We start from the raw sequence: 20,829 nt of genomic DNA on the forward strand, positions 1-20,829 counted from the left end.
ACCGTCTCAACGACTGACTGCTGCTATTGATTCGACGTCATCCGGCTCACGTCGAACACTCCCTCCACTCGCCTGACGGACTTGAGAACGTGACCCAGGTGTTTGGGATCGGCCATCTCGAAGGTGAACCGGGATATCGCCACACGATCGTCGCCGGCGGTCTGCACGGACGCGGACAGGATGTTCACCTTCTCGTCCGCCAGGACCTTGGTGACGTCCGAGAGCAGGCGGTGTCGGTCCAAGGCCTCGACCTGGATCGCCACGAGGAAGACCGACCCCGGTTGTGGCGCCCAGTCCACCTTGACCAACCGTTCGGGCTCGCGGTGAAGATCTGAGGCATTGGTGCAGTCGGTGCGGTGCACACTGACCGTGCCACCGCGGGTGATAAAGCCGAGGACCTCGTCACCCGGAACGGGCATACAGCAACGCGCCAGCTTGGCGTGGACGTCCTCCACGCCACCGACAAGGACGCCCGCACCGGCCGGAGAGGTTCGGTGAGGCGTGACTGTTTTATCACGGGAGCGGTCCGCCAACTCCTCGCTAACCTCGTCCACGCCACCGTGCGCCGCGACGAGACGGTTGATGACGGCCTTGGCCGAGACGTGGTTCTCTCCGATCGCGGTATAGAGCGCTGTCACATCCGCGAATCCGAGCTCGCCCGCGACCCCGGCGATGGTCTCGTTGGAGAACACCCGGTGGACCGGGACTCCTCCGCGGCGCACCTCACGGGTGATGAGGTCCTTACCCCGCTCCAGAGCTTCCTCGCGACGCTCCTTGGCGAACCATTGTCGGATCGAGCTCTTGGCGCGACCCGAGACCACGAACTTCTGCCAGTCCAGGCTCGGTCCGGCGTTGGGGTCCTTGGAGGTGAACACCTCCACGACCTCACCGTTCTCCAGTGGCCGTTCAAGGGCGACGAGCTTGCCGTTGACCCGCGCACCGATACACCGATGTCCGACTTCGGTGTGGACCGCGTACGCGAAATCGACCGGGGTGGCTCCGACGGGAAGATTGACCACGTCTCCCTTCGGCGTGAAGACGAAGATCTCCTTGCTGGTCATCTCAAACCGGAGCGAGTCCAGGAACTCGCCGGGGTCAGCGGCCTCCCGTTGCCAGCTCAGGAGCTGACGCATCCAGGCCATGTCATCGAGTTCCGCCTGGTCACCGTGGTGCTTGCCCTTGGTCTCCTTGTACCGCCAGTGAGCGGCGATGCCGTACTCGGCATTGCGGTGCATCTCATGGGTGCGGATCTGGATCTCGAGGGGTTTGCCGTCCGGCCCGATCACGGTGGTGTGAAGTGACCGATAGACACCGAAGCGCGGCTGGGCGATGTAGTCCTTGAACCGGCCGGGCATCGGTTTCCACGTGGAGTGGACGACGCCGATTGCTGCATAGCAGTCGCGGACGTCCTCACACAGGACGCGGATTCCCACCAGGTCGTGGATCTCGTCGAACTCGCGGCCGCGCACGATCATCTTCTGATAGATGGACCAGTAGTGCTTTGGTCGGCCCTCGACGGTGGCCTGGATGTGGGCCTTCTCCAACTCCGCGTTGACCCGGCCGATGACGGTACCCAGGTAGACATCGCGGCTCGGTGCACGGTCGGCGACTAGTCGGACGATCTCCTGGTATTTCTTCGGCTCCAGGATGGCGAACGCGAGATCCTCGAGTTCCCACTTGATCGTGGCCATGCCGAGGCGATGTGCGAGTGGCGCGATGACTTCGAGGGTTTCCCGGGCCTTTTTTGCCTGCTTCTCCGGTGGGAGGAAACGCATCGTCCGCATGTTGTGGAGACGGTCCCCGACCTTGATCACCAGCACGCGTGGATCGTGTGCCATCGCGATGATCATCTTGCGGATGGTTTCGGCTTCGGCTGCTTCGCCGAAGTCGACTTTGTCGAGTTTGGTGACGCCGTCGACGAGATGCGCGACCTCGCCTCCGAAGTCCTCGGCGAGTTGCTCGAGAGAATAGTCCGTGTCCTCCACGGTGTCGTGCAGGAGTGCGGCGACCAGAGTGGTGGTGTCCATCCCCATCTCGGCGCAGATCGTCGCGACTGCGAGCGGATGGGTGATGTAGGGATCCCCAGATTTCCGATACACGCCGGCATGCTGCTTCTCCGCCAACGCATACGCGCGGGCCAGGAGCCCGACATCGGCCTTGGGATGGTGGATCCGGTGTACGCGTACCAGCGGTTCGAGTACCGCAGGGGTCGAGGTGATGGTCAGACCAGAAGTGAGCCGCCGCGCCCAACGTGCCCGAACACGGCGACCAGCTGAGGGTTTGGTCCCCGGGATGACGGGCAATGGCTGCGTGGTGGGCTGTTGAGGCGCAGTGGGATTGCCGGGCGTTTCGGCATTGTGTCCACCGGCGGACTCAGGTCGTTGGGTCATGCCCCACTCCTCCCTGCGCCTCGGATGCCGCGACCTGCGGCCGTTCTACGCGACCGTCAGGCAGGTCAGCGGTGTGCCGGACAGTCTATCCCTACCGCCCAGGCCCGGGACCTCGAGGACGACCGAAAGGCCAGCGACGATGGCACCGCAGTCGTCGAGGAGACCAACCGCAGCACCGAGCGTCCCGCCCGTCGCGAGGACGTCGTCGACGACGAGGACACGCTTGCCCTCCAGATCGAGTCCATCGGCGGGCAGCTCGAGCGTCGCCGCTCCGTATTCCAGCTCGTACGAGCGTGAGTGCACCGGAGGCGGTAGCTTTCCGGCCTTGCGAATTGCGAGGACCCCGGTGTGCAGCCTCATCGCCACCGCGCCCGCGAGCAGAAAGCCGCGTGCATCCAACCCGGCGACGTAGTCGACAGTGCCGACCTCGTGTCCGGCACACAGGCCGGTCACGACCGCATCGAAGCCCTCCGAATCGGCCAGCACCGGGGTGAGATCACAGAACTGGACGCCTGCGGAGGGGAAATCCTCGACCCGGCGCATGAGGCGTTCGACCGACGAGGCGATTGCCGGGGCAACTGATGTCAGGGAGGACTCGGTCATGCTCTCGCCTCTGCCTTTTCACGTCGGGCCAGAACCTTGGCGGTTTGGCGTTTGATCTCGGGAGAGCGCTCCTTGAGCGTCACCAGAAGCGGTGTCGCGAGGAATACCGAGGAGAATGTGCCGGTGACGATGCCGACCATCTGGACGAGCGCCAGATCCATGAGAGTACCGACGCCGAGGATCCACACGGCGATGATGACCAGCGCGAGTAGCGGGAGGATGCCGATCACGGTCGTGTGGATCGACCTCATCAGAGTCTGATTGACACCGAGGTTGGCTTCTTCCGCATAGGTGCGACTGGTCGTGTTTGCTATTCCGCGGGTGTTCTCCTCCACCTTGTCGAACACGATCACCGTGTCGTAGAGGGAGAAGCCAAGGATCGTCAACAGACCGATCACCGTTGCCGGTGTCACCTCGAAACCGACCAGGGAGTACACCCCGGCAGTGGTGATCACATCAAAGAACAAGGCGACGATCGCCGCAGTTGCCATCTGCCACTCGAAACGGAAGGCGATGTAACCGAAGACGATGACCATGAACACGGCGAGGGCGATGAGGGCCTTCTCGGTGACCTGGCCGCCCCAGCTCTCGCTTCGCGCCGAATCTCCGATTGCCTCGACCGAAGCCTCTCCCGACGCCGAGACGGGCTGGAACTCCTCGAAAAGCGCGTTCTTGGTGTCGACGATCTCGTCCGTCGTGAGGAATCGGGTCTCGACCTCGACGATCCGCGCGTTGCCGGCTCCGACGATCTGGACAGTCTGGGGCTCTTCGCCGACGACTTCCTCGACCACCATGGACACCTGATCTTCGTCGACGTCGCCGGCGGGCATCGTGAGCTTCGTGCCTCCCGTGAAGTCGATCCCGAAGGAGAAACCCCGGAGCAGAATGCTTGCGAGGCACACCGCGACGATCACCAGGGTCAGGATGTAGAACTTGCGCCGGTTTGCGACGATCCCGAAGGCGCCGGTCCCGGTGTACAGCCGTGTGAACAGGCTGTCGCCGGATCCTGCGGGGGTCGATGCGCCCTTGTCCGGGACGGCTGTGTCGGGCGTGCTCATCGGCCTTCCTCCTCATCGGTTCCGGGACGGATACGTGTCTGGGTTACCGCCGATCCGTCGGGGCCCTGGATGGTGGCGGTGACGCCGGGTGCGCGTCCCTGCTCGGTGGCCTTTTCTTCCTCCCGTTCGAGGCGCCGACGTTCTGCGGCGGCTGCCTGGATGTTTGCCATGCGGCCCATACCGTTGGCCCACGTATTGGAGAAGACGGCCTTGGTCGAGGCCAGGTAGACCAGCGGCCACGTCACTGTGAAGGCGACGAAGATGTCCATGACTGTGGTCAAGCCCAGGGTGAAGGCGAATCCGCGGACCTCGCCGCTGGCGAGAAGGTAGAGGACGACTGCGCCGATGAGGCTCACCATATTTCCGGTGACGATCGTGCGGCTCGCACTCTTCCAGGCCCGTGGCACCGCGGATCTGAATCTGTGGCCTTCACGGACCTCGTCCTTGATGCGCTCGAAGAACACGACGTAGGAGTCCGCGGTCATGCCGATGCCGATGACGAGACCTGCGATTCCGGCGAGGTCCAGGCTGTAGTCCACCGTGTATCCGAGGAGCACCAGCATCCCATAGGTGAGCAGGTAGGACAGTGCTAGCGAGATGAACGCCAGTACGCCGAGCAGTCGGTAGAAGACGACAGAGTAGATCAGCACAAGCAGGAAGCCGATGGCACCGGCGATCAGACCGGCCTGGAGAGAAGCGAGACCGAGTGATGCCGGAACATTGTCGACGTTGGGATCCTCAAAGGAGATGGGCAGCGCGCCGTAACGAAGGTTTCCGGCGAGTGTCGAGGCCTCATCCATCGAGAAGTCACCGGTAATCGAGGTGGCTGACCCGACCGGAGTGACCCTCTGAACGACAGGCGCGCTGATTACCTCGCCATCCAGGAGAATCGCGATCTGCTTCTGGAGATTCTCCTGGGTCAGACGCGACCAGGTGGCACTCCCCTGTTCGCCCGGACCGGCATTGAATCGGAACGAGACCTCGTTCTGGCCGGCCTGCTGGCTGAACCCGGAGCTGACGGAATCCTTGACGATCTGCTGGCCGTCGAGTCGCTGACCGTCCTCTTCCTCCCCGACCAGAAGTGGCACGGGACCGAGAACGTACTTTGCGTTCTCGCCGCAGGCAATAAGGGCCTTGGACGGATCGTCGAAGCCTGCAAGAACATCTCGTTCGGGACAACGGAAGGTCGCGAAAGTCTCGGTGAGCTCTTGCGGTTCGCCCTGTCGAAGCTCCTGTGCTTCGGCCACTTCCTTGGCCACGGCTTCACGATCGCCCTTCTCGGCAGGAACAGGCTCCCGATCATCGGGCGACACCGGCTGGGTCTGCAGGACCGGACGAATGGTGAGTTGCGACGTGGTGCCCAGGTCGCGGGCCTGGCTCGAGTCCTCACCAGGAACGGTCAGGACGATGTTGCTGCCCTCGATCACGACGGTGGTACCGGCCACACCGAGACCGTCCACGCGCTCCCGGATGATCTGCTGCGCCAACTGAAGGTCGGCTTCAGCCGGCTGGCCCTTCGGGATGAGGGTGACCCGAGTCCCGCCCTGGAGATCGATTCCCAGTTTAGGTGTCATGCCCCGGTCCGCGACCGCGAAGGCAGCCGTGAAGATGATGAACAGTGCCAGGAAGAACAGGGCGAGGTTCCGCCATGGTCTCGGCCTCGCGTCCGCGCGCCGGGAACGTACTGGTGTCACGGGGTACTTCCTCGCTTAGCTATTTCGGGGCCGACTACAGACTGCACGACCCTACTACCCTACTGCCGGGTAGCGGCCTACAGGGAACTCGAGCCGTCGGAACCCGATTCAGGCGTCGTACCGCTTGAGGCATCCGCGTCAAGTTTTTCCCGGATCACTCGTCGATCCCACACAGTCTTGACACCGGGGGCAATCTCGAGACCAACAGTGTCCTCGTTGACCGCGTAGATAGTGGCGTGAACACCAGAGGTCGTGAGAACCCGGTCTCCCACGGTGAGGGACTCCTGCATTTCGCGGAGCGCCTTGAGCGCCTTGCGCTGCTTGGAGGACTGCAGGAACATCAGCACGATCAGCACGATGATCATCAATGGCAGAAGCAGTTCAAGTCCCATTGGGGTCCTCCAGATGCGGACCCGACAATCGCGCAGGTCCTACTAGTACTGGTCCGATAACCGGACGGTCCCGTCCGAGGATGCCAGCCCGGTCCTCATCAAGGCGAGTCGGGTCCCCCGTCGAGCTCCACCTGCAGCATTGGCTGGCCATTACCGCGATCCGGCCTGGAGAGTCCCATGTGCTCCCAGGCCGCGGCAGTGGCCACGCGCCCGCGTGGAGTCCGTGCAAGCAGACCTGCTCGGACGAGAAAGGGCTCGCACACCTCCTCGAGCGTTGTGGATTCCTCTCCGACAGCAACTGCCAACGTGCTCAACCCGACGGGTCCGCCCTCGTGTTGGACCAGTAGTGCGCGCAGCACCGCACGGTCCAGCCGGTCCAGGCCGAGTTCGTCGACTTCATACACCGCGAGAGCTGCCTGAGCCACAGGCACCGTGATTTTTCCGTCGGCACGGACCTCGGCGAAGTCCCGGACGCGACGCAACAATCGGTTGGCGATACGTGGGGTTCCCCGAGAACGGCTGGCCACTTCCAGCGCCGCGTCCGGTTCTACCGGTATCGCGAGGATGTCTGCCGCTCGTGTGACGATGCGGGCGAGATCCTGGTCCGAGTAGAAGTCCATGTGGGCGGTGAAGCCGAAGCGATCCCGCAGCGGACCGGTCAATGCCCCGGATCGGGTGGTGGCTCCGACAAGCGTGAACGGGGCGATCTCGAGTGGTATCGAGGTGGCTCCAGGCCCCTTCCCCACCATGATGTCGATCCGGAAGTCCTCCATCGCGAGATAGAGCATTTCCTCAGCCGGCCGGGCGATGCGGTGGATCTCATCGATGAACAGCACGTCCCCTTCGATGAGGTTGGACAGCATCGCCGCCAGGTCACCCGGCCGTTCGAGCGCCGGGCCGGAGGTGATACGTAATGAGCCTCCGAGTTCTGCGGCGACGATCATCGCGAGGCTGGTCTTTCCCAGGCCGGGGGGCCCGGAGAAGAGGAGATGGTCCGGCACGACTCCCCGGCGTGTCGCAGCGGTCAGAACCAGGTCAAGCTGTTCCCGGACCGTCTCCTGCCCGATGAACTCGGCCAGATTCTGCGGACGAAGTGCGCCTTCTACATCTGTATCGAACGGGGTGAGAGTCGCAGACAATTCCTGCGCCGAGGTGTCGGCGCTCTCGTCACGAGGTTCTGACATCAGCGCTTACCCAGGGACTTCAGCGCGAGCCGCAGTGCCTCGGCGGAACTGAGCGCCGGATCGGATTCCAACACCGCAGACGCGGACTTCTCTGCCTCCGCCGCTGAGAAGCCGAGTCCTTCAAGTGCCTCAGCAACCTCTGCAGTGGCGGGTGTGATCGTTGCTGCGCCCGTGTGCTGCTCGTCTGACACACCGGGTACCGGGCCGACCTTGTCCTTGAGTTCGAGCACCATTCGTTCCGCCGTGCGCTTTCCGACGCCCGGTACACGGGTGAGAGCCTTGACGTCTCCGGTACCCAGCGCGCGGACGAGTTCGTGCGGCTCGAGGGTGGCCAGAATTGCCAACGCGAGTCGCGGACCCACACCGGAGACCGTCTGCACGGTGAGGAAGAGCCCGCGCGCGTCTACGGAATCGAACCCATACAAGGTCAGGGAGTCCTCGCGAACCACGAGTTCAGTGTGGAGCATTCCCTCGCTTCCACGGCGCAATCCGGCGAGCGCTGCCGGCGTGGCATGGACCAACACCCCGACGCCACCGGTCTCCACGACGCACCGATCCAGGCCGATCTCGGACACCGTTCCCCGAATGGACGCGATCACCAGCGGACTCCCTTCACTCGACCCATCGCCCGGGCCGCAGCCCGGGCTCGTTCCTGATCCGCCGCGGCGGCGCCCTCCCCGGCTCGTCGCGCAGCGGCGGACTCCCTTGCCGATGCGACCTTAGCCTCGAAACCGGCGCGGGATCGCGCCACATGAGCGTCATGTGCTGCGACACGTCCCTGCATGGGTGCTCGCCAACTGTGGCAGACGGCGAGTGCCAGGGCATCGGCGGCGTCCGCCGGGCTCGGCGGCTTCTGAAGTCCCAGGATCCGCGTGATCATCAGCGTCATCTGCTTTTTGTCCGCGCGACCACTTCCGGTGATCGCGGCCTTCACTTCAGACGGCGTGTGGAAGGCGACAGGGATTTCACGGTAGGCGGCTGCAAGCGCCACGACCCCCGCAGCTTGCGCGGTCCCCATGGCGGTGGACACCTGGTTCTGGGCAAACACCCGCTCAATAGCGACGACGTCCGGTGCGTGGATCTCCATCCATTCGTCGGCAACGGCATGTACCGCCTTGAGTCGGTGTTCCAGCGATTCATCCGCGGTCGTGCGCACCACGTCCACGTCCAACGCCGTGACAGAGCGACCCGGTGCCGTCTCAATCAGTGCGAGACCACACCGGGTCAAACCCGGGTCCACTCCCATGACGCGCATCGCGCCCCCTTGCCGACAGTCGGTAGAACCTACGTTCGAGACCCTACCAGCGTTCGGCGATTACGCGTCGAGGGCGGCCAGCACGTCGTCGGGTACATCGATGTTGGTGTAGACGTTCTGCACGTCATCTGAGTCCTCGAGCGCGTCGATGAGCTTGAAGACCTTGCCCGCCCCGTCCTCGTCGACGGTCACCTCGACCGACGCGCGGAAGCCGGATTCTGCTGATTCGTAGTCGATCCCCGCCTCCTGAAGCGCAGACCGCACCTCAACGAGATCAGTGGGTTCGCACACCACCTCGAACTGTTCGCCGAGGTCGTTGACCTCCTCGGCGCCGGCCTCGAGAACGGCCATCAGCACGTCATCCTCGGTGAGCTCGCCCTTGTCCAGCACGATCTCGCCTTTACGGGTGAACAGGTATGCGACGGACCCGGGATCAGCAAGGTTGCCACCGTTACGGGTCATGGCGGTCCGTACTTCACCCGCCGCCCGGTTGCGGTTGTCAGTCAGACATTCGATGAGCATGGCCACACCATTCGGGCCGTAACCCTCGTACATGATGGTTTCCCACTCGGCGCCACCTGCCTCTTCGCCGGCGCCCCGCTTGCGAGCACGCTCGACGTTGTCCGCGGGCACAGAATTCTTCTTGGCCTTCTGTATCGCGTCGTAGAGTGTGGGATTGCCGGCTGGGTCACCGCCGCCGGTGCGGGCCGCCACCTCGATGTTCTTGACGAGCTTGGCGAAGAGCTTGCCGCGCTTGGCGTCGATCGCCGCCTTCTTGTGCTTGGTGGTGGCCCACTTGGAATGGCCTGCCATGTGATGTTCCGCCCTCCGGGGGTGTTTGGGTCCGGGGCGCTCGCATAGGCGAACCCCGGCGCGAGGTCTCGCTGACCGACCAGTCTACGAGGTTGCACCCCGCACCATGTCGACGAAGTACCGGTGAACTCGTATATCGGACGTGACTTCGGGATGGAACGAGGTGGCAAGTGCGGTCCCCTGGCGCACTGCGACCGCGTGGTCGCGGCCATCGGGCGCATGAACTCGGGCAAGCACCGTAACGTCGGGTCCGACGTCCTCCACCCACGGGGCGCGGATGAACACTGTCCGTAGGGGTTCGGGACCAAGTCCATCGACGAGGAGATCGGCCTCGAACGAATCGACCTGCCTCCCGAACGCATTGCGCCGGACCGTCATGTCGATCGCAGAGAACCAGGTGGCGTCCGGTCGCGTGTCAACTACTTCTGAGGCGAGCAGGATCATCCCGGCGCAGGATCCATAAACCGGCATTCCGGCCTGAATCTTCTCGGCTACAGGCTCATACATCTCGTACACGTCGAGAAGACGGCTCATCGTGGTGGATTCGCCACCAGGCAGGACGAGACCGGACACGGACTCCAGCTCCTCAGGCCTCCGCACCGGCACAACCTTCGCGCCGGCGGCCTCGAGGTGTCGTGTGTGTTCAGCGACGTCGCCCTGCAGTGCCAGTATGCCGATAGTGGGTGATGCCGCGGTCATTCGGCGCTGGACTTCTGGCCGGCGTCAGTGCCGTGCTTCTCGTCGGAGCCGGACTCGCCGGACAGGTCTACCGGGAAGGACTGAGCGCCCGGACGGAGTCGACGGGACAGACCCTCCTGTGTGACCGCTGCGACGAGCCGGCCCGAGCGGTCGAAAATCCTGCCCTGGGTGAGCGCTCGACCGCCGGAGGCGGATGGGGAGGTCTGATCGTAGAGGAGCCAATCGTCGGCGCGGAACGGGCGGATGAACCACATGGCGTGGTCGAGTGAGGCGTCCTGTGTCGGCTCGTCTGGGTGCGGAATCTTGGCTGAGCTCAGAAGAGTCATGTCCGACATGTACGCCAGGGTGCAGACGTGGAAGTTGGGATCGTCCGGCAGATTGTCTACGCACCGGAACCAGACCCGTTGCTGTGCAGCCAGCGACGACAGGGTCTCGAGCCGGTCCCGAGGGACGATTCGAATGTCCCACTGTGCCCATTCCTCGACGAACACCCGGTGGGCCTCGTCCAGGTCCTCGATGGCCGGAACGGGAATCTCCTCAGGGGGAATCACCTGCGGCATCCTGTCCTGGTGCTCGATCCCCTCCTGGTTGATCAGGTGGAACGAGGCCGACATCGAGAAGATGGCCTCACCCTCCTGGATCGCGGTGACGCGCCTGGTGGCAAAGCTGCGTCCGTCACGCAACCTGTCCACCTGAAAGACGGTCGGCACATCGGGGATGCCGGGTCGGATGAAGTACCCGTGGAGCGAGTGCACATGCTTGTCGTCGTCCACCGTCCGGACCGCTGCGGTGAGCGTCTGTCCCGCGACCTGTCCGCCAAAAGTTCGTTGGAGGTGTGTGGTGATGGTCGGACCGCGGTAGAGGTCACGGTCGATTCGCTCGATGTCGAGAATGTCCTCGATCCGGTTCATCGCGGGTCACCGCCACTTTCGGGTCTGGGCGGGCCCGAGGCCGGGAACCGCGAGGTGTCGTTCGTGCATGGATCAATCGTAGACCCGCCCGACCGACGTCTTGTCGACAGCGGGCAAGACGTCACTCCTCAAGGAGCAGAAGCGCCCGGGCCGCCCTCCGAATCTTCGGAAGGCGGCCCGGGCGACGGCAGCAAGGACGGGCGCATCGGCCCCGCGAGTGACCGGCGTCAGATCACCAGCCGCGCTCGGCGAGACGGTGCGGCTCGGGGATCTCGTCGACGTTGATGCCGACCATTGCCTCTCCGAGACCGCGGGAGATCTGGGCGAGCTGGTCCGGGTCGTCGTGGAAGGTGGTGGCCTTGACGATCGCGCGGGCACGCTCTGCGGGGTTGCCGGACTTGAAGATGCCCGAACCCACGAACACGCCCTCGGCACCGAGCTGCATCATCATCGCGGCGTCGGCGGGGGTGGCGATGCCGCCGGCGGTGAACATCACGACGGGCAGCTTGCCTGCCTCGGCGACCTCCTTGACGAGCTCGTAGGGCGCCTGGAGTTCCTTGGCCGCAACGTACAGCTCGTCGGCGGGCAGCGACTGCAGGCGGCGGATCTCACCGCGGATGGTGCGCATGTGGGTGGTGGCGTTAGAGACGTCACCTGTGCCGGCCTCGCCCTTGGAGCGGATCATCGCGGCGCCCTCGGTGATGCGGCGCAGGGCCTCGCCGAGGTTGGTGGCGCCACAGACGAACGGCACGGTGAAGTCGAACTTGTCGATGTGGTTGGCGTAATCGGCAGGCGTCAGGACCTCGGACTCGTCGACGAAGTCCACGCCGAGCGACTGCAGGATCTGCGCCTCGACAAAGTGCCCGATACGGGCCTTGGCCATGACCGGGATCGAGACGGCCTCGATGATGCCGTCGATCAGATCCGGATCGCTCATCCGCGCCACGCCGCCCTGCGCACGGATGTCGGCGGGAACACGCTCGAGTGCCATCACGGCCACGGCACCGGCGTCCTCGGCGATCTTGGCCTGCTCGGCGGTGACGACGTCCATGATGACGCCACCCTTGAGCATCTCGGCCATACCTCGCTTGACGCGTGCGGTTCCGGTGGTGTTCTCGCTCGACTTCGGCTCGCTCACGAATAGGCCTTCCTGGCTCAGACGACGTGTGATAGGTCCCCAGTGTAGGTCGCCCTCATCTCGACTCCCCAACCGCCGCCCCACCTGGCGGTTTCACACCCCCGTGTGGTGGCGTCCACCAGCATCCGGACACGCGGTCGGGCAGGCGCCTCCGGCAGGTGGTCAGCTTGTCGCGGCCGGTGGGTCCACGAGCTCGACATAGTCCGGCATCTGTGCGCGGCCCGCCAGACGCAGGGCTCGCACGAGGGATTTCTCGCGCAGTGCCCGAGTGTCGCGAACGGCGTCGTTGTAGAAGCGTCGAGCCATGGACACGCGGTCGGTGACGTCGTCAATCTCGTCGGCGAGGTCCCGGGGCAGGGTCGTCAGGTCGACTCCTGCGAGGAGCACGCCGAGTCGGTTCTCGGCCTGTTCAGCATCCGGTGCATCATCGCCGCGGCCCGCCTCCCCGCGGTCGGGTCTGGGACGCGTGGGGGCCGGCGTGGGGTCGATCCCGGCGACCGAGTCCGGTGAGTGGGTGCGGGCGTCGGACAGTGCGTGGGTCAGTTGCGCCGCTGTGTCCGGGTCGCGTTCGGAGAGGTATCGGGCGACCGCCGCGGCAACGGTGTGTCGGCGTTCCAGGAGACCGGCGAGGGAGGCGCGGGCAAGATCGGTTCGGATGTGGAGCCGGTCGAGACGGTGCGCGGTCAGGTAGGCACCGAGCAGGGCCGCGAGGACAAAAATGATGACGACGACGACAACAAGAGCCACGATTTCACCGGACACGGATCGTCTCCCCCTGACCGCGAATCGTCTCGTACACCCGCACCACTCGGTCTGTCACCACGGACCAGTCGTACTCACGGACCGCAGCGGTGCCGTTGGCTTCGATGTGCGCGCGACGATCGGGGTCGACGAGGACCCGGATCAGAGCGGACGCGAGCGCTTCGGGGTCGCCCACCGCCGCGAGTTCGCCACAGTCGCCGTCGCGGAGCACCCGACGGAATGCATCGAGGTCGGAGGCTACCACGGCGGTCCCGGCCGCCATCGCTTCCACCAGAACGATCCCGAAACTCTCGCCACCGGTGTTCGGTGCACAGTAGACATCCGCGGCGGCGAGTACCGCGGCCTTGCGGGTGTCGTCCACGCGACCGAGGAAGTCCACATCCATATCTCGGGGCAGGCGGTTGCGCAGCGCCTCGGCGTCCCCGTCCCCCATGATGCGCAATCGCAGGTTCGGCACGGATTCCAGTACGCGTGGCAATGCCCTGACCAACACGTCCATTCCCTTACGGGATTCGTCGTAGCGGCCGAGGAACGCGATGGTCGGGGTCTCGGAGCGTTCCGACGTGGCGTCGACTCCGGAGAAGGCGGCGACGTCGACCCCGTTGGGGATCTCCACCGCGTCTGAGCCCAGCGCTTCGATCTGCCAGCGGCGGGCCAGCGCAGACACCGCGATCCGGCCACGGATCTTTTCGAGCAGCGGTGCGAGGACACCGTCGGAGGCCTCGAGAATCATCGAGCTGGTCGTGGACGTGTGGAAGGTGGCCGCAATGGGGCCCGACGACATGGCGAGCGCGAACATCCCGACCGAGGGGGCATTGGGTTCGTGGATATGCAGCACGTCCAGAGGAGCGGCCCGCAGCCAAGTACGCGTTGCGCGCCACGTGGCCGGGCCAAAGCTTAGCCGGGCGACCGAGCCGTTATATGGGATGGCGACTCCGGGGCCGGTGAGCGTCATGCCCGGAATCGGGGCGTTCTCGGGGCGGCCCGGGGCGAGGATCCGTACATCGTGCCCGCGTCGACGAAGTTCCTGCGAGAGGTCCACCACGTGGGCCTGGACGCCGCCGGGCGCGTCGAAGGAGTACGGGCAGATCATGCCGATGCGCACGGCCGGATCAGCCCTCGAGCCTCGCCCGGCGTTCCGCGGGCAGGTCGTCGATCCACAGCGGCTGGAGCATGTGCCAGTCATCCGGGTTGCGGGCGATGCATTCGGCGAACGTGTCCGCCATCGCCTGCACTGCGCTCTCCAGGCCTTCGGAGACATCGATCGGCGGATGCACCCGAACCCGCATCGAGTCCTCGTCCGGGTACCAGAATTCGGCGACCAGCAGCGGCGCCCCGGTGTCGATCGCGAGCTTGGCCGCGCCCGCGGGCATCCGTGTCTGCGCCCCGAAGAAGGTGACAGGAACGCCCGTGTGGCGTAGATCCCGCTCCCCGGGCAGGCAGACGATCCCGCCGCCTGCGAGTTCTTCCCGAAGCGCCTCGAACGGCGGTACCGATCCGCCTGTCAGCGGGTAGATGGTGAAGCCCAGGCTCTCGCGGTACGCCAGGAATCGCCGGTAGAGGGACTCCGGTTTGAGACGCTCAGCAACGGTGGCAAAGCCCCCGTACCGCCGCGCGAGCCAGGTTCCGCCGAGATCCCAGTTGGCGGAGTGCGGCAGAACCACCACCACCCCCCGCCCCTCGGCGAGAGCCGCATCGAGGTTGTCGACACCCTCGATGGTGCGATCCATCTCCAGCGCGACTGCCTCACGGTCCATCGAGGGCAGCCGGAACGCCTCGCGCCAATAGCGGGCGTAGGAACGCATCGAGTCACGCATCAGTTCGTCCGGAACCTGATCGACGCTCACACCCAGGACCCGGGCGAGGTTCTTGCGGAGCTGAGAATCCGGTGACTGTCGACGCGCCGCGAAATCCGCTCCGCCCCGGAACAAGGCGCGTGCGACCCCCTCCGGGAGACCGCGGACGACGGCCCAGCCGGCGGCGTACCCGAGGTCGGTGAGTCGCTCCCCCATCGCGCTCATCGGTCGCCGACCGTTGCCGTGTTCTCCTGCGCCACCCGGGAGAAGTAGTCGGCACGGCCACCCCATACTCGTTGGACGACCGTGACCAAGCTGCCCACCGCGACCACGGTCACGGCCGCTTCGAGGGCCCAGGGCACCCCGAGACCCTCCAGGCCCGCACCGACCAGGATGAGAACCAGCCGATCAGCACGTTCCATCAGACCTCCGGGCGTCTCCAGACCGCCGGCGTCCGCCCGAGCCTTGGAGTAGGAGACGACCTGCGACAGAACCATGCACGCCAAGAGCATGACGAGCACGAAGCGATTGTCGGGTTCGGTTTCCACCACCCACCACACCAGCGCACCGAGGATCACCCCGTCCGCCACACGATCGGATACGGCATCGACGAGTGCCCCGTAGGGTGAGCCACCGTCGCTGGCTCTCGCGACGGCCCCGTCCACGAGATCGAGCAGCGTGCACAGTCCGATCACGATCGCACCCACCAGCAACTGGCCGGTTCCGAAGAACCACACGGCCGCGGCGCACGTCAGCAGTAACCCGGTGAGGGTGATGCCGTTGGCTGTGACGCCGAGGCGGACGAGGAAGGTGGCGAACGGATGCGCCACCTTGGTCACCCCGGACCGTCCGTACTCGCTGAGCATGTCTCTCCCCGCTGGTCAGGTGTGTTCGGGCGCGGTCTGATCTGGCGCGGTCCCATCGGCCCCGGTCTTCTCGGACGCCGACTGTGTGGGCCGGGTGGGCGTGGCGGACCACGCGTCGGCGAGCAACTGCCTCGTCTGCCCGAGCAGTTGCGGCAATACCTTGGTATCACCGATCACCGTCATGAAGTTGGCGTCCCCGATCCAGCGGGGCACCACATGTTGATGGAGATGATCGGACAGAGAGCCCCCGGCAGCGCTGCCCAGGTTCAGGCCGACGTTGAACGAGTCCGGATTGGACACCCCCTTGATGACGCGCAACAGATGTTGAGTGAACGACATCAGCTCGCGGGCCTCGTCGTCGTCAAGATCTTCGAGGTTTGCCACCTTGCGGTACGGCACCACCATCGCGTGCCCCGGGTTGTACGGGAAAAGGTTCAGGACCACGTACACGTGGTCGCCACGGGCGACCACCAGCCCGTCCTCATCACTCATCCTCGGGATGTCGAGGAACGGTTCCCCGGTCATCCCCTCTGCGGGCGCGGATCGGGTCTCGGCGATGTAGGACATCCGGTAGGGCGCCCACAACAATTCGAGTCGGTCCTCTCCGACGCCGAACTGCTGGTGGGTTGCCGTCGGGGCCGGACCACCACCCGCCGCGGGTGCCCCGCCCGCCGTCACAGACGCTCCGCCGTGGGCGCGTCATTACGCTGCGAACGGATCCACTGCTGGATCTTGTCCATTGCGGCGTTCCGGGACACGCCGTTGAGCTGCGTGCCGTCCGGGAACCGGAAGCTGACCGCTCCGGCCTCGACGTCGCGATCGCCGGCCAACAGCATGAACGGGACCTTGCCGGTGGTGTGGTTGCGGATCTTCTTCTGCATGCGGTCGTCGGCCAGATCGAGTTCGGCCCGGATCCCCCGGCCGCGCAGTTCGTCGATGACGTCCTCGAGGTGCTTCTCGTGGGCCTCCGCCACCGGGATGCCCACCACCTGCACGGGCGAGAGCCAAGCCGGGAACAGGCCCGCGTAGTGCTCGAGAAGGACCGCGAAGAATCGCTCGATCGAACCGAAGAGGGCGCGGTGGATCATCACGGGGCGCTTCTTGGTGCCGTCAGCCGCGTTGTAGGTCAGGTCGAACAGCTCGGGCAGGTTGAAGTCCAGCTGGACCGTGGACATCTGCCAGGTACGGCCGATCGCGTCCCGGGCCTGAACCGAGATCTTGGGGCCGTAGAAGGCCGCGCCGCCGGGATCCGGAACCAGCTCGAGGCCGGAGTTCGTCGCAACGCGCCGCAGTGTCTCGGTGGCGCGCTCCCAGAGCTCGTCCCCCCCCACGTACTTCTCGGGGTCCTTGGTGGACAGTTCCAGATAAAAATCGTTCAGCCCGTAGTCCCGCAACAGGGAGATGATGAACGAGAGCACCGAGGCGATCTCACCCTCCATCTGCTCCTCGGTGCAGTAGATGTGCGCATCATCCTGGGTGAAGCCGCGGGCCCGGGTGAGCCCGTGGATCACGCCGGACTTCTCGTAGCGGTACACCGTGCCGAACTCGAACATCCGCAGCGGCAACTCGCGGTAGGAGCGGCCCCGGGAATCGAAGACGAGGTTGTGCATCGGGCAGTTCATGGGCTTGACGTAGTAGTCCTGGCCCGGCTTGGTCTCGTTTCCGTCCGCGTCGTACTCCGCGTCCACGATCATGGGCGGGAACATGCCCTCGGCGTACCAGCTGAGGTGCTGGGACTTGCGGAACAGGTCGCCCTTGGTCATGTGCGGGGTGTTGACCAGTGAGTAGCCGGCGGCCAGGTGACGTCGCAGGGAATGCTGTTCCATCTCGTTGCGGACGATTCCACCGCGCGGATGGAAGACCGGGAATCCCGAGCCGATCTCGTCCGGGAAGCTGAACAGGTCCAGTTCGGTCCCCAGCCGGCGGTGGTCGCGCTTCTCGGCCTCCGCTAGACGATCGAGGTAGGCGTCCATCGCCTCGGTGCTCTCCCACGCGGTGCCGTAGATGCGCTGCAGCCCGGCATTGGCCTGGTCACCGCGCCAATAGGCGGCCGATGACCGGGTCAGGGTGAATGCGGGGATGAACTTGGTGGTGGGCGTGTGCGGGCCGCGGCACAGGTCGGACCAGATGACCTCGCCCGAGCGCGGGTTCAGGTTGTCGTAGGCGGTCAGCGCGCCGGCACCGACCTCCATGATCTCGGAGTCTTCGAGCGCCTGTGCGCCACCGGCGTCCCCGGCGTCAGCACGACCCTTGTCCTCGACCAGTTCGAGCTTGTAGGGCTCGTTCGCGAGCTCGGCGCGAGCCTCGTCGAGCGAGGCGTACTCGCGGCGGGAGAATCGCTGACCCGACTTGATGATTTTCTTCATCCGCTTCTCGAGGTCCTTGAGGTCCTCGGGGGTGAAGGGCTCCGCCACATCGAAGTCGTAGTAGAAGCCGTTGTCGATCGGCGGGCCGATCCCGAGCTTGGCCTCCGGGAACTTGTCCTGCACCGCCTGCGCCAGCACGTGGGCACACGAATGCCGGATCACGGATCGGCCGTCTTCGGAGTCGGCGCGGACGAGCTCGACTTCCGTGTCGGCCTCCGGCGCCCAGGACAGGTCTCGGAGCCCGCCTTCGGGATCACGGACCACGACGATCGTCTCGGGGCCACTGCGGGACTGCAGCTCACGTTCGGCGAGGATCTTCCCGGCGGGCTCCCCTGCCGGGATGACGGTGGTCACGGTGGCCGCACCCGTCACGTCGACATCGGTTTCCGGCATGCGGTTCTCGGACACGGGCTGCAGTCTCCTCGGGGCGTGGACGCCGGGCAACGGCTGTCGCCCGGATTAGCATCCCGGAACGCGGACGGACCGGGGCCGGTCCATGCTACCCGGGCGGCCACGGAATTCCGGATCACCCTGGGGTGTTGCACCCGTTATGCGAATTGATATCTGGTCCGACGTCATGTGCCCCTTCTGCTGGATCGGCAAACGTCACCTCGAGGAGGCCCTGGAGACTTTTCGGGCTGATCACCCGGAGGTTCCGGTCGAGGTGGCCTGGCGGGCGTACCAGCTCGACCCCACCGCGCCCAAGGTGTCCGGTGAGGACCGGGGCCAGAGCAGCGCCGAGATGCTCGCGAGCAAGTACGGGATGTCTAGCGCAGACGCCGAGGCCGGGCAGGAGCAGATGGCGGCGCGATTCGCGGAACTCGGATTGGAGTACGACTGGCGGTCGTCCCAGGTCTGTTCGTCATTCGATGCCCATCGGTTGGCAGCCCTGGCCACCAAGCACGGCAAGTCTGATGAGGTCGACGAGGCGCTGCGTCGGGCGCACTTCACCGACGGGCTGGCGATCTCCGACCCGGAGGTACTGCGTCAGATCGGCTCAGGGGCCGGGCTGCCCGCAGAGGCCGTCGACGATCTGCTCGCCGGGGACGATTTCACCGATTCCGTGGAACAGGATGTCGAGATCGCGCGAGGCATCGGCGTCAAGGGGGTGCCGTTCTTCGTTTTCGAGGGCAGGCTCGCGGTCAGTGGCGCACAGCCCGTCGAGGTGTTCAACCAGGCACTCGAACAGGCGCACGCTGGCGTCGAGGCGTGAGAGCACAGGCTCAGGCATGACCTGCGCCCCCGGCTAACCCACTGACGAGCACCCACTGAACGAGAGAATCCCTCCCGGCCGCCCGGGAGGGATTCTGCATTCAGCGTGGTCCTAACTGGGTTCGAACCAGTGACCTCTCCGGTGTGAACGGAGCGCTCTTCCGCTGAGCTATAGGACCTCACCGCGCCGAGGCGTTCCCGCCTTGGCACTCGAACACTGTAGCAAGCAGAATCCCGGTCCCCAATTCGGGTCCCGACCTGCCCCCTTCGCCCAGGACACACCGGCACTGCGGGGGCGGTGGCCAGGTCGGGGTTCGGCGGACAGCCCACCGGGCGTCCCGCGACGCCGAGGTAGATCCGGGCGGGACAACCACCGTCGCCCACCACACGTACAACCCCCGTTTACGCAGATGACACGCCATTTTCGACCCCCGATTTGTGTTCTCACTTCGGGGTCGGCTAATGTTCTTTCTCGCAGCCCGGAGAGCCCAGAGCGAACCGGAACGCAGTGCGGATGTGGCGCAGCTGGTAGCGCATCACCTTGCCAAGGTGAGGGTCGCGGGTTCGAATCCCGTCATCCGCTCGGAGGGATCGAGGAGTCAGGTTGTCCTCACCAGGCTCGATACCTTTAGCGGTGGAGTGGCCGAGTGGTGAGGCAGCGGCCTGCAAAGCCGTCAACACGGGTTCGATTCCCGTCTCCACCTCCACGTCGGCGCGAGCCGCACGGAGAATCCTGCGCGATTAGCTCAGCGGGAGAGCGCTTCCCTGACACGGAAGAGGTCACTGGTTCAATCCCAGTATCGCGCACCACTGATACCGCTCCCCGGCTTCAGGCCGGGGAGCGGCTGTCGTTTCGCCATCACTTGCCGCGGGAGCCCGCGCTTTCAGCTCTCGCCAACCGCCACCACTGCTCGGCAGCTCCGCCCTGCCGATCCAGGTCATGCCTCGGTGAGTGCCTCCACCATCGCCGGGAGCGTGTGGCCGATGTCGTGCTCTGTCCGCGCCCGCGCCCGTGCCGTCTCGGCAATCTGGTCCCGGCGCTCCGGGTCCGCCAGAAGCGCAGAGATCGCTTCGGCGAGCGAGTGGGGGTCGCCCGGGGGCACAAGAACTCCAGCGCCACCTGACAGATACTCCGCCGCTCCCCCGTGGTCCGTTGCAATGACCGGCAGACCGGCGGCCATGCACTCGAGCACACCCAACGGTCCGGCCTCCGGAAGCACGGACGCCGAGACGGCGGTCGCCCAGCGACCGAGTACCTCAGACCTGTCGACGTGGCCCAGGAAGCGGACCCGACCCCGCAGGTCGTCCCGGTCCGCCCGCTCGTGCAGGTCCCGGGAGTAGTTCTCCTCCCCCGGCAGAGCGCCCCCAGCGATCTCCACCGTAACCCCGGGGCACCGTGCGATCGCCTCGAGAAGGATGTCCTGCCCCTTCCACGGTGTGAGCGCGGCGAGGATCCCCACCGTGGGAGCACGGTCCGCAGTGCCGGTCACGTCGTGAGGTATGGATACCCCGTTGGGGCGGACCACCACCTCAGGAACCCGGGACCGGATGGCCGATGCGGTCGCCTCGGACACCGCGACGGCTCGCCGTAGCCTCGCCGCCCCGGCGGCAACGGCGACGCGCTGCTTACGGCTGACGACCGTGTCGTGGACCAGCCAGCATTAGTTTTACGTCCTGGCGATCGTGAGGA

General features: G+C 65.5%; 20 protein-coding genes and 4 tRNA genes. 4 read left to right on the forward strand and 20 right to left on the reverse strand.

Annotated elements, in window-relative coordinates; all coding sequences use genetic code 11:
- Positions 1 to 23: 23 nt before the first annotated feature.
- The 18 genes from G6016_RS13055 to thrS form a co-directional block, all read right to left on the reverse strand.
- Positions 24 to 2,390, reverse strand: a complete 2,367-nt coding sequence (locus G6016_RS13055; protein WP_277815150.1) for a RelA/SpoT family protein — start codon at positions 2,388 to 2,390, stop codon at positions 24 to 26.
- Between the two features lie 45 nt (positions 2,391 to 2,435).
- Entirely contained in the window at positions 2,436 to 2,993 is a 558-nt protein-coding gene (locus G6016_RS13060) for an adenine phosphoribosyltransferase (RefSeq protein ID WP_182633066.1), read from the reverse strand.
- Positions 2,990 to 4,051 carry a protein translocase subunit SecF gene (gene secF, locus G6016_RS13065; RefSeq protein ID WP_182633067.1) on the reverse strand — a complete coding sequence of 354 codons (1,062 nt, stop codon included), beginning with the start codon at positions 4,049 to 4,051 and terminating at the stop codon, positions 2,990 to 2,992. Before secF ends, G6016_RS13060 begins: the two co-directional genes overlap by 4 nt.
- The gene (gene secD, locus G6016_RS13070) at positions 4,048 to 5,625 is read right to left on the reverse strand and encodes a protein translocase subunit SecD (RefSeq protein ID WP_182633092.1); all 1,578 of its coding nucleotides are present in this window, start codon (positions 5,623 to 5,625) and stop codon (positions 4,048 to 4,050) included. Before secD ends, secF begins: the two co-directional genes overlap by 4 nt.
- A gap of 197 nt (positions 5,626 to 5,822) precedes the next feature.
- Positions 5,823 to 6,137 (reverse strand): preprotein translocase subunit YajC, encoded by a 315-nt coding sequence (gene yajC / locus G6016_RS13075; RefSeq protein WP_182633068.1) that lies wholly within the window; start codon positions 6,135 to 6,137, stop codon positions 5,823 to 5,825.
- Positions 6,138 to 6,235: 98 nt separating this feature from the next.
- Entirely contained in the window at positions 6,236 to 7,321 is a 1,086-nt protein-coding gene (ruvB, locus tag G6016_RS13080) for a Holliday junction branch migration DNA helicase RuvB (RefSeq protein ID WP_182633069.1), read from the reverse strand.
- The gene (gene ruvA / locus G6016_RS13085; protein ID WP_182633070.1) at positions 7,321 to 7,920 is read right to left on the reverse strand and encodes a Holliday junction branch migration protein RuvA; all 600 of its coding nucleotides are present in this window, start codon (positions 7,918 to 7,920) and stop codon (positions 7,321 to 7,323) included. Before ruvA ends, ruvB begins: the two co-directional genes overlap by 1 nt.
- On the reverse strand, positions 7,917 to 8,576 hold the full coding sequence (gene ruvC / locus G6016_RS13090) for a crossover junction endodeoxyribonuclease RuvC (RefSeq protein WP_182633071.1): 660 nt from the start codon (positions 8,574 to 8,576) through the stop codon (positions 7,917 to 7,919). Before ruvC ends, ruvA begins: the two co-directional genes overlap by 4 nt.
- A 60-nt stretch (positions 8,577 to 8,636) precedes the next feature.
- Complete coding sequence (locus tag G6016_RS13095) at positions 8,637 to 9,389, reverse strand: YebC/PmpR family DNA-binding transcriptional regulator (RefSeq protein WP_182633072.1); 753 nt, start codon at positions 9,387 to 9,389, stop codon at positions 8,637 to 8,639.
- A gap of 84 nt (positions 9,390 to 9,473) precedes the next feature.
- Positions 9,474 to 10,088 (reverse strand): pyridoxal 5'-phosphate synthase glutaminase subunit PdxT, encoded by a 615-nt coding sequence (pdxT, locus tag G6016_RS13100; RefSeq protein ID WP_182633073.1) that lies wholly within the window; start codon positions 10,086 to 10,088, stop codon positions 9,474 to 9,476.
- Complete coding sequence (locus G6016_RS13105) at positions 10,085 to 10,999, reverse strand: acyl-CoA thioesterase (protein WP_182633074.1); 915 nt, start codon at positions 10,997 to 10,999, stop codon at positions 10,085 to 10,087. Before G6016_RS13105 ends, pdxT begins: the two co-directional genes overlap by 4 nt.
- A 232-nt stretch (positions 11,000 to 11,231) precedes the next feature.
- Entirely contained in the window at positions 11,232 to 12,137 is a 906-nt protein-coding gene (gene pdxS / locus G6016_RS13110) for a pyridoxal 5'-phosphate synthase lyase subunit PdxS (protein WP_182633075.1), read from the reverse strand.
- Positions 12,138 to 12,299: 162 nt separating this feature from the next.
- Positions 12,300 to 12,899 carry a LemA family protein gene (locus tag G6016_RS13115; protein ID WP_182633076.1) on the reverse strand — a complete coding sequence of 200 codons (600 nt, stop codon included), beginning with the start codon at positions 12,897 to 12,899 and terminating at the stop codon, positions 12,300 to 12,302.
- Positions 12,889 to 14,004 (reverse strand): glycosyltransferase, encoded by a 1,116-nt coding sequence (locus G6016_RS13120; RefSeq protein ID WP_182633077.1) that lies wholly within the window; start codon positions 14,002 to 14,004, stop codon positions 12,889 to 12,891. The genes G6016_RS13115 and G6016_RS13120 overlap by 11 nt, the downstream gene beginning before the upstream one ends.
- Before the next feature lie 7 nt (positions 14,005 to 14,011).
- A complete protein-coding gene (locus tag G6016_RS13125) occupies positions 14,012 to 14,920 on the reverse strand; it encodes a phosphatidylinositol mannoside acyltransferase (RefSeq protein ID WP_182633078.1) in 909 nt (302 codons plus the stop codon).
- A complete protein-coding gene (pgsA, locus tag G6016_RS13130; protein WP_182633079.1) occupies positions 14,917 to 15,561 on the reverse strand; it encodes a phosphatidylinositol phosphate synthase in 645 nt (214 codons plus the stop codon). The genes G6016_RS13125 and pgsA overlap by 4 nt, the downstream gene beginning before the upstream one ends.
- A 15-nt stretch (positions 15,562 to 15,576) precedes the next feature.
- The gene (locus G6016_RS13135; RefSeq protein WP_479682409.1) at positions 15,577 to 16,239 is read right to left on the reverse strand and encodes an ATP adenylyltransferase; all 663 of its coding nucleotides are present in this window, start codon (positions 16,237 to 16,239) and stop codon (positions 15,577 to 15,579) included.
- Positions 16,236 to 18,320, reverse strand: coding sequence for a threonine--tRNA ligase (gene thrS / locus G6016_RS13140; protein WP_182633094.1), 2,085 nt, complete (start codon positions 18,318 to 18,320; stop codon positions 16,236 to 16,238). The genes G6016_RS13135 and thrS overlap by 4 nt, the downstream gene beginning before the upstream one ends.
- Positions 18,321 to 18,477: 157 nt before the next feature.
- Here thrS and G6016_RS13145 point away from each other — a divergent pair, with 157 nt between their 5' ends.
- Positions 18,478 to 19,140 (forward strand): DsbA family oxidoreductase, encoded by a 663-nt coding sequence (locus G6016_RS13145; protein ID WP_182633080.1) that lies wholly within the window; start codon positions 18,478 to 18,480, stop codon positions 19,138 to 19,140.
- 106 nt (positions 19,141 to 19,246) lie between these two features.
- Here the strand turns inward: G6016_RS13145 and G6016_RS13150 are convergent.
- Positions 19,247 to 19,318: transfer RNA gene (locus G6016_RS13150), tRNA-Val, on the reverse strand.
- A gap of 331 nt (positions 19,319 to 19,649) precedes the next feature.
- Between G6016_RS13150 and G6016_RS13155 the strand changes: the two genes are divergently transcribed.
- The 3 genes from G6016_RS13155 (at position 19,650) to G6016_RS13165 (ending at position 19,949) form a co-directional block, all read left to right on the forward strand.
- Positions 19,650 to 19,722: transfer RNA gene (locus G6016_RS13155), tRNA-Gly, on the forward strand.
- A 50-nt stretch (positions 19,723 to 19,772) separates the two neighbouring features.
- Positions 19,773 to 19,846 (forward strand) — tRNA-Cys (locus G6016_RS13160).
- A gap of 28 nt (positions 19,847 to 19,874) precedes the next feature.
- Positions 19,875 to 19,949 (forward strand) — tRNA-Val (locus G6016_RS13165).
- Between the two features lie 128 nt (positions 19,950 to 20,077).
- Here G6016_RS13165 and G6016_RS13170 read toward each other — a convergent pair.
- Complete coding sequence (locus G6016_RS13170; RefSeq protein WP_182633081.1) at positions 20,078 to 20,629, reverse strand: glycosyltransferase; 552 nt, start codon at positions 20,627 to 20,629, stop codon at positions 20,078 to 20,080.
- Between the last annotated feature and the right edge of the window lie 200 nt (positions 20,630 to 20,829).

Origin of the sequence: Dietzia aerolata (assembly GCF_014144865.1) — a bacterium.
In the GTDB taxonomy this organism is placed as follows: domain Bacteria; phylum Actinomycetota; class Actinomycetes; order Mycobacteriales; family Mycobacteriaceae; genus Dietzia; species Dietzia aerolata.

Excerpts from the sequence above, each read along its gene's own strand:
- G6016_RS13055 (WP_277815150.1), bottom strand. The coding sequence starts at position 2,390 with ATGACCCAACGACCTGAGTCCGCCGGTGGACACAATGCCGAAACGCCC.
- G6016_RS13060 (WP_182633066.1), bottom strand. The coding sequence starts at position 2,993 with ATGACCGAGTCCTCCCTGACATCAGTTGCCCCGGCAATCGCCTCGTCG.
- secF (WP_182633067.1), bottom strand. The coding sequence starts at position 4,051 with ATGAGCACGCCCGACACAGCCGTCCCGGACAAGGGCGCATCGACCCCC.
- secD (WP_182633092.1), bottom strand. The coding sequence starts at position 5,625 with ATGACACCTAAACTGGGAATCGATCTCCAGGGCGGGACTCGGGTCACC.
- yajC (WP_182633068.1), bottom strand. The coding sequence starts at position 6,137 with ATGGGACTTGAACTGCTTCTGCCATTGATGATCATCGTGCTGATCGTG.
- ruvB (WP_182633069.1), bottom strand. The coding sequence starts at position 7,321 with ATGTCAGAACCTCGTGACGAGAGCGCCGACACCTCGGCGCAGGAATTG.
- ruvC (WP_182633071.1), bottom strand. The coding sequence starts at position 8,576 with ATGCGCGTCATGGGAGTGGACCCGGGTTTGACCCGGTGTGGTCTCGCA.
- G6016_RS13095 (WP_182633072.1), bottom strand. The coding sequence starts at position 9,389 with ATGGCAGGCCATTCCAAGTGGGCCACCACCAAGCACAAGAAGGCGGCG.
- pdxT (WP_182633073.1), bottom strand. The coding sequence starts at position 10,088 with ATGACCGCGGCATCACCCACTATCGGCATACTGGCACTGCAGGGCGAC.
- G6016_RS13105 (WP_182633074.1), bottom strand. The coding sequence starts at position 10,999 with ATGAACCGGATCGAGGACATTCTCGACATCGAGCGAATCGACCGTGAC.
- G6016_RS13125 (WP_182633078.1), bottom strand. The coding sequence starts at position 14,920 with ATGAGCGCGATGGGGGAGCGACTCACCGACCTCGGGTACGCCGCCGGC.
- pgsA (WP_182633079.1), bottom strand. The coding sequence starts at position 15,561 with ATGCTCAGCGAGTACGGACGGTCCGGGGTGACCAAGGTGGCGCATCCG.
- thrS (WP_182633094.1), bottom strand. The coding sequence starts at position 18,320 with ATGCCGGAAACCGATGTCGACGTGACGGGTGCGGCCACCGTGACCACC.
- G6016_RS13145 (WP_182633080.1), top strand. The coding sequence starts at position 18,478 with ATGCGAATTGATATCTGGTCCGACGTCATGTGCCCCTTCTGCTGGATC.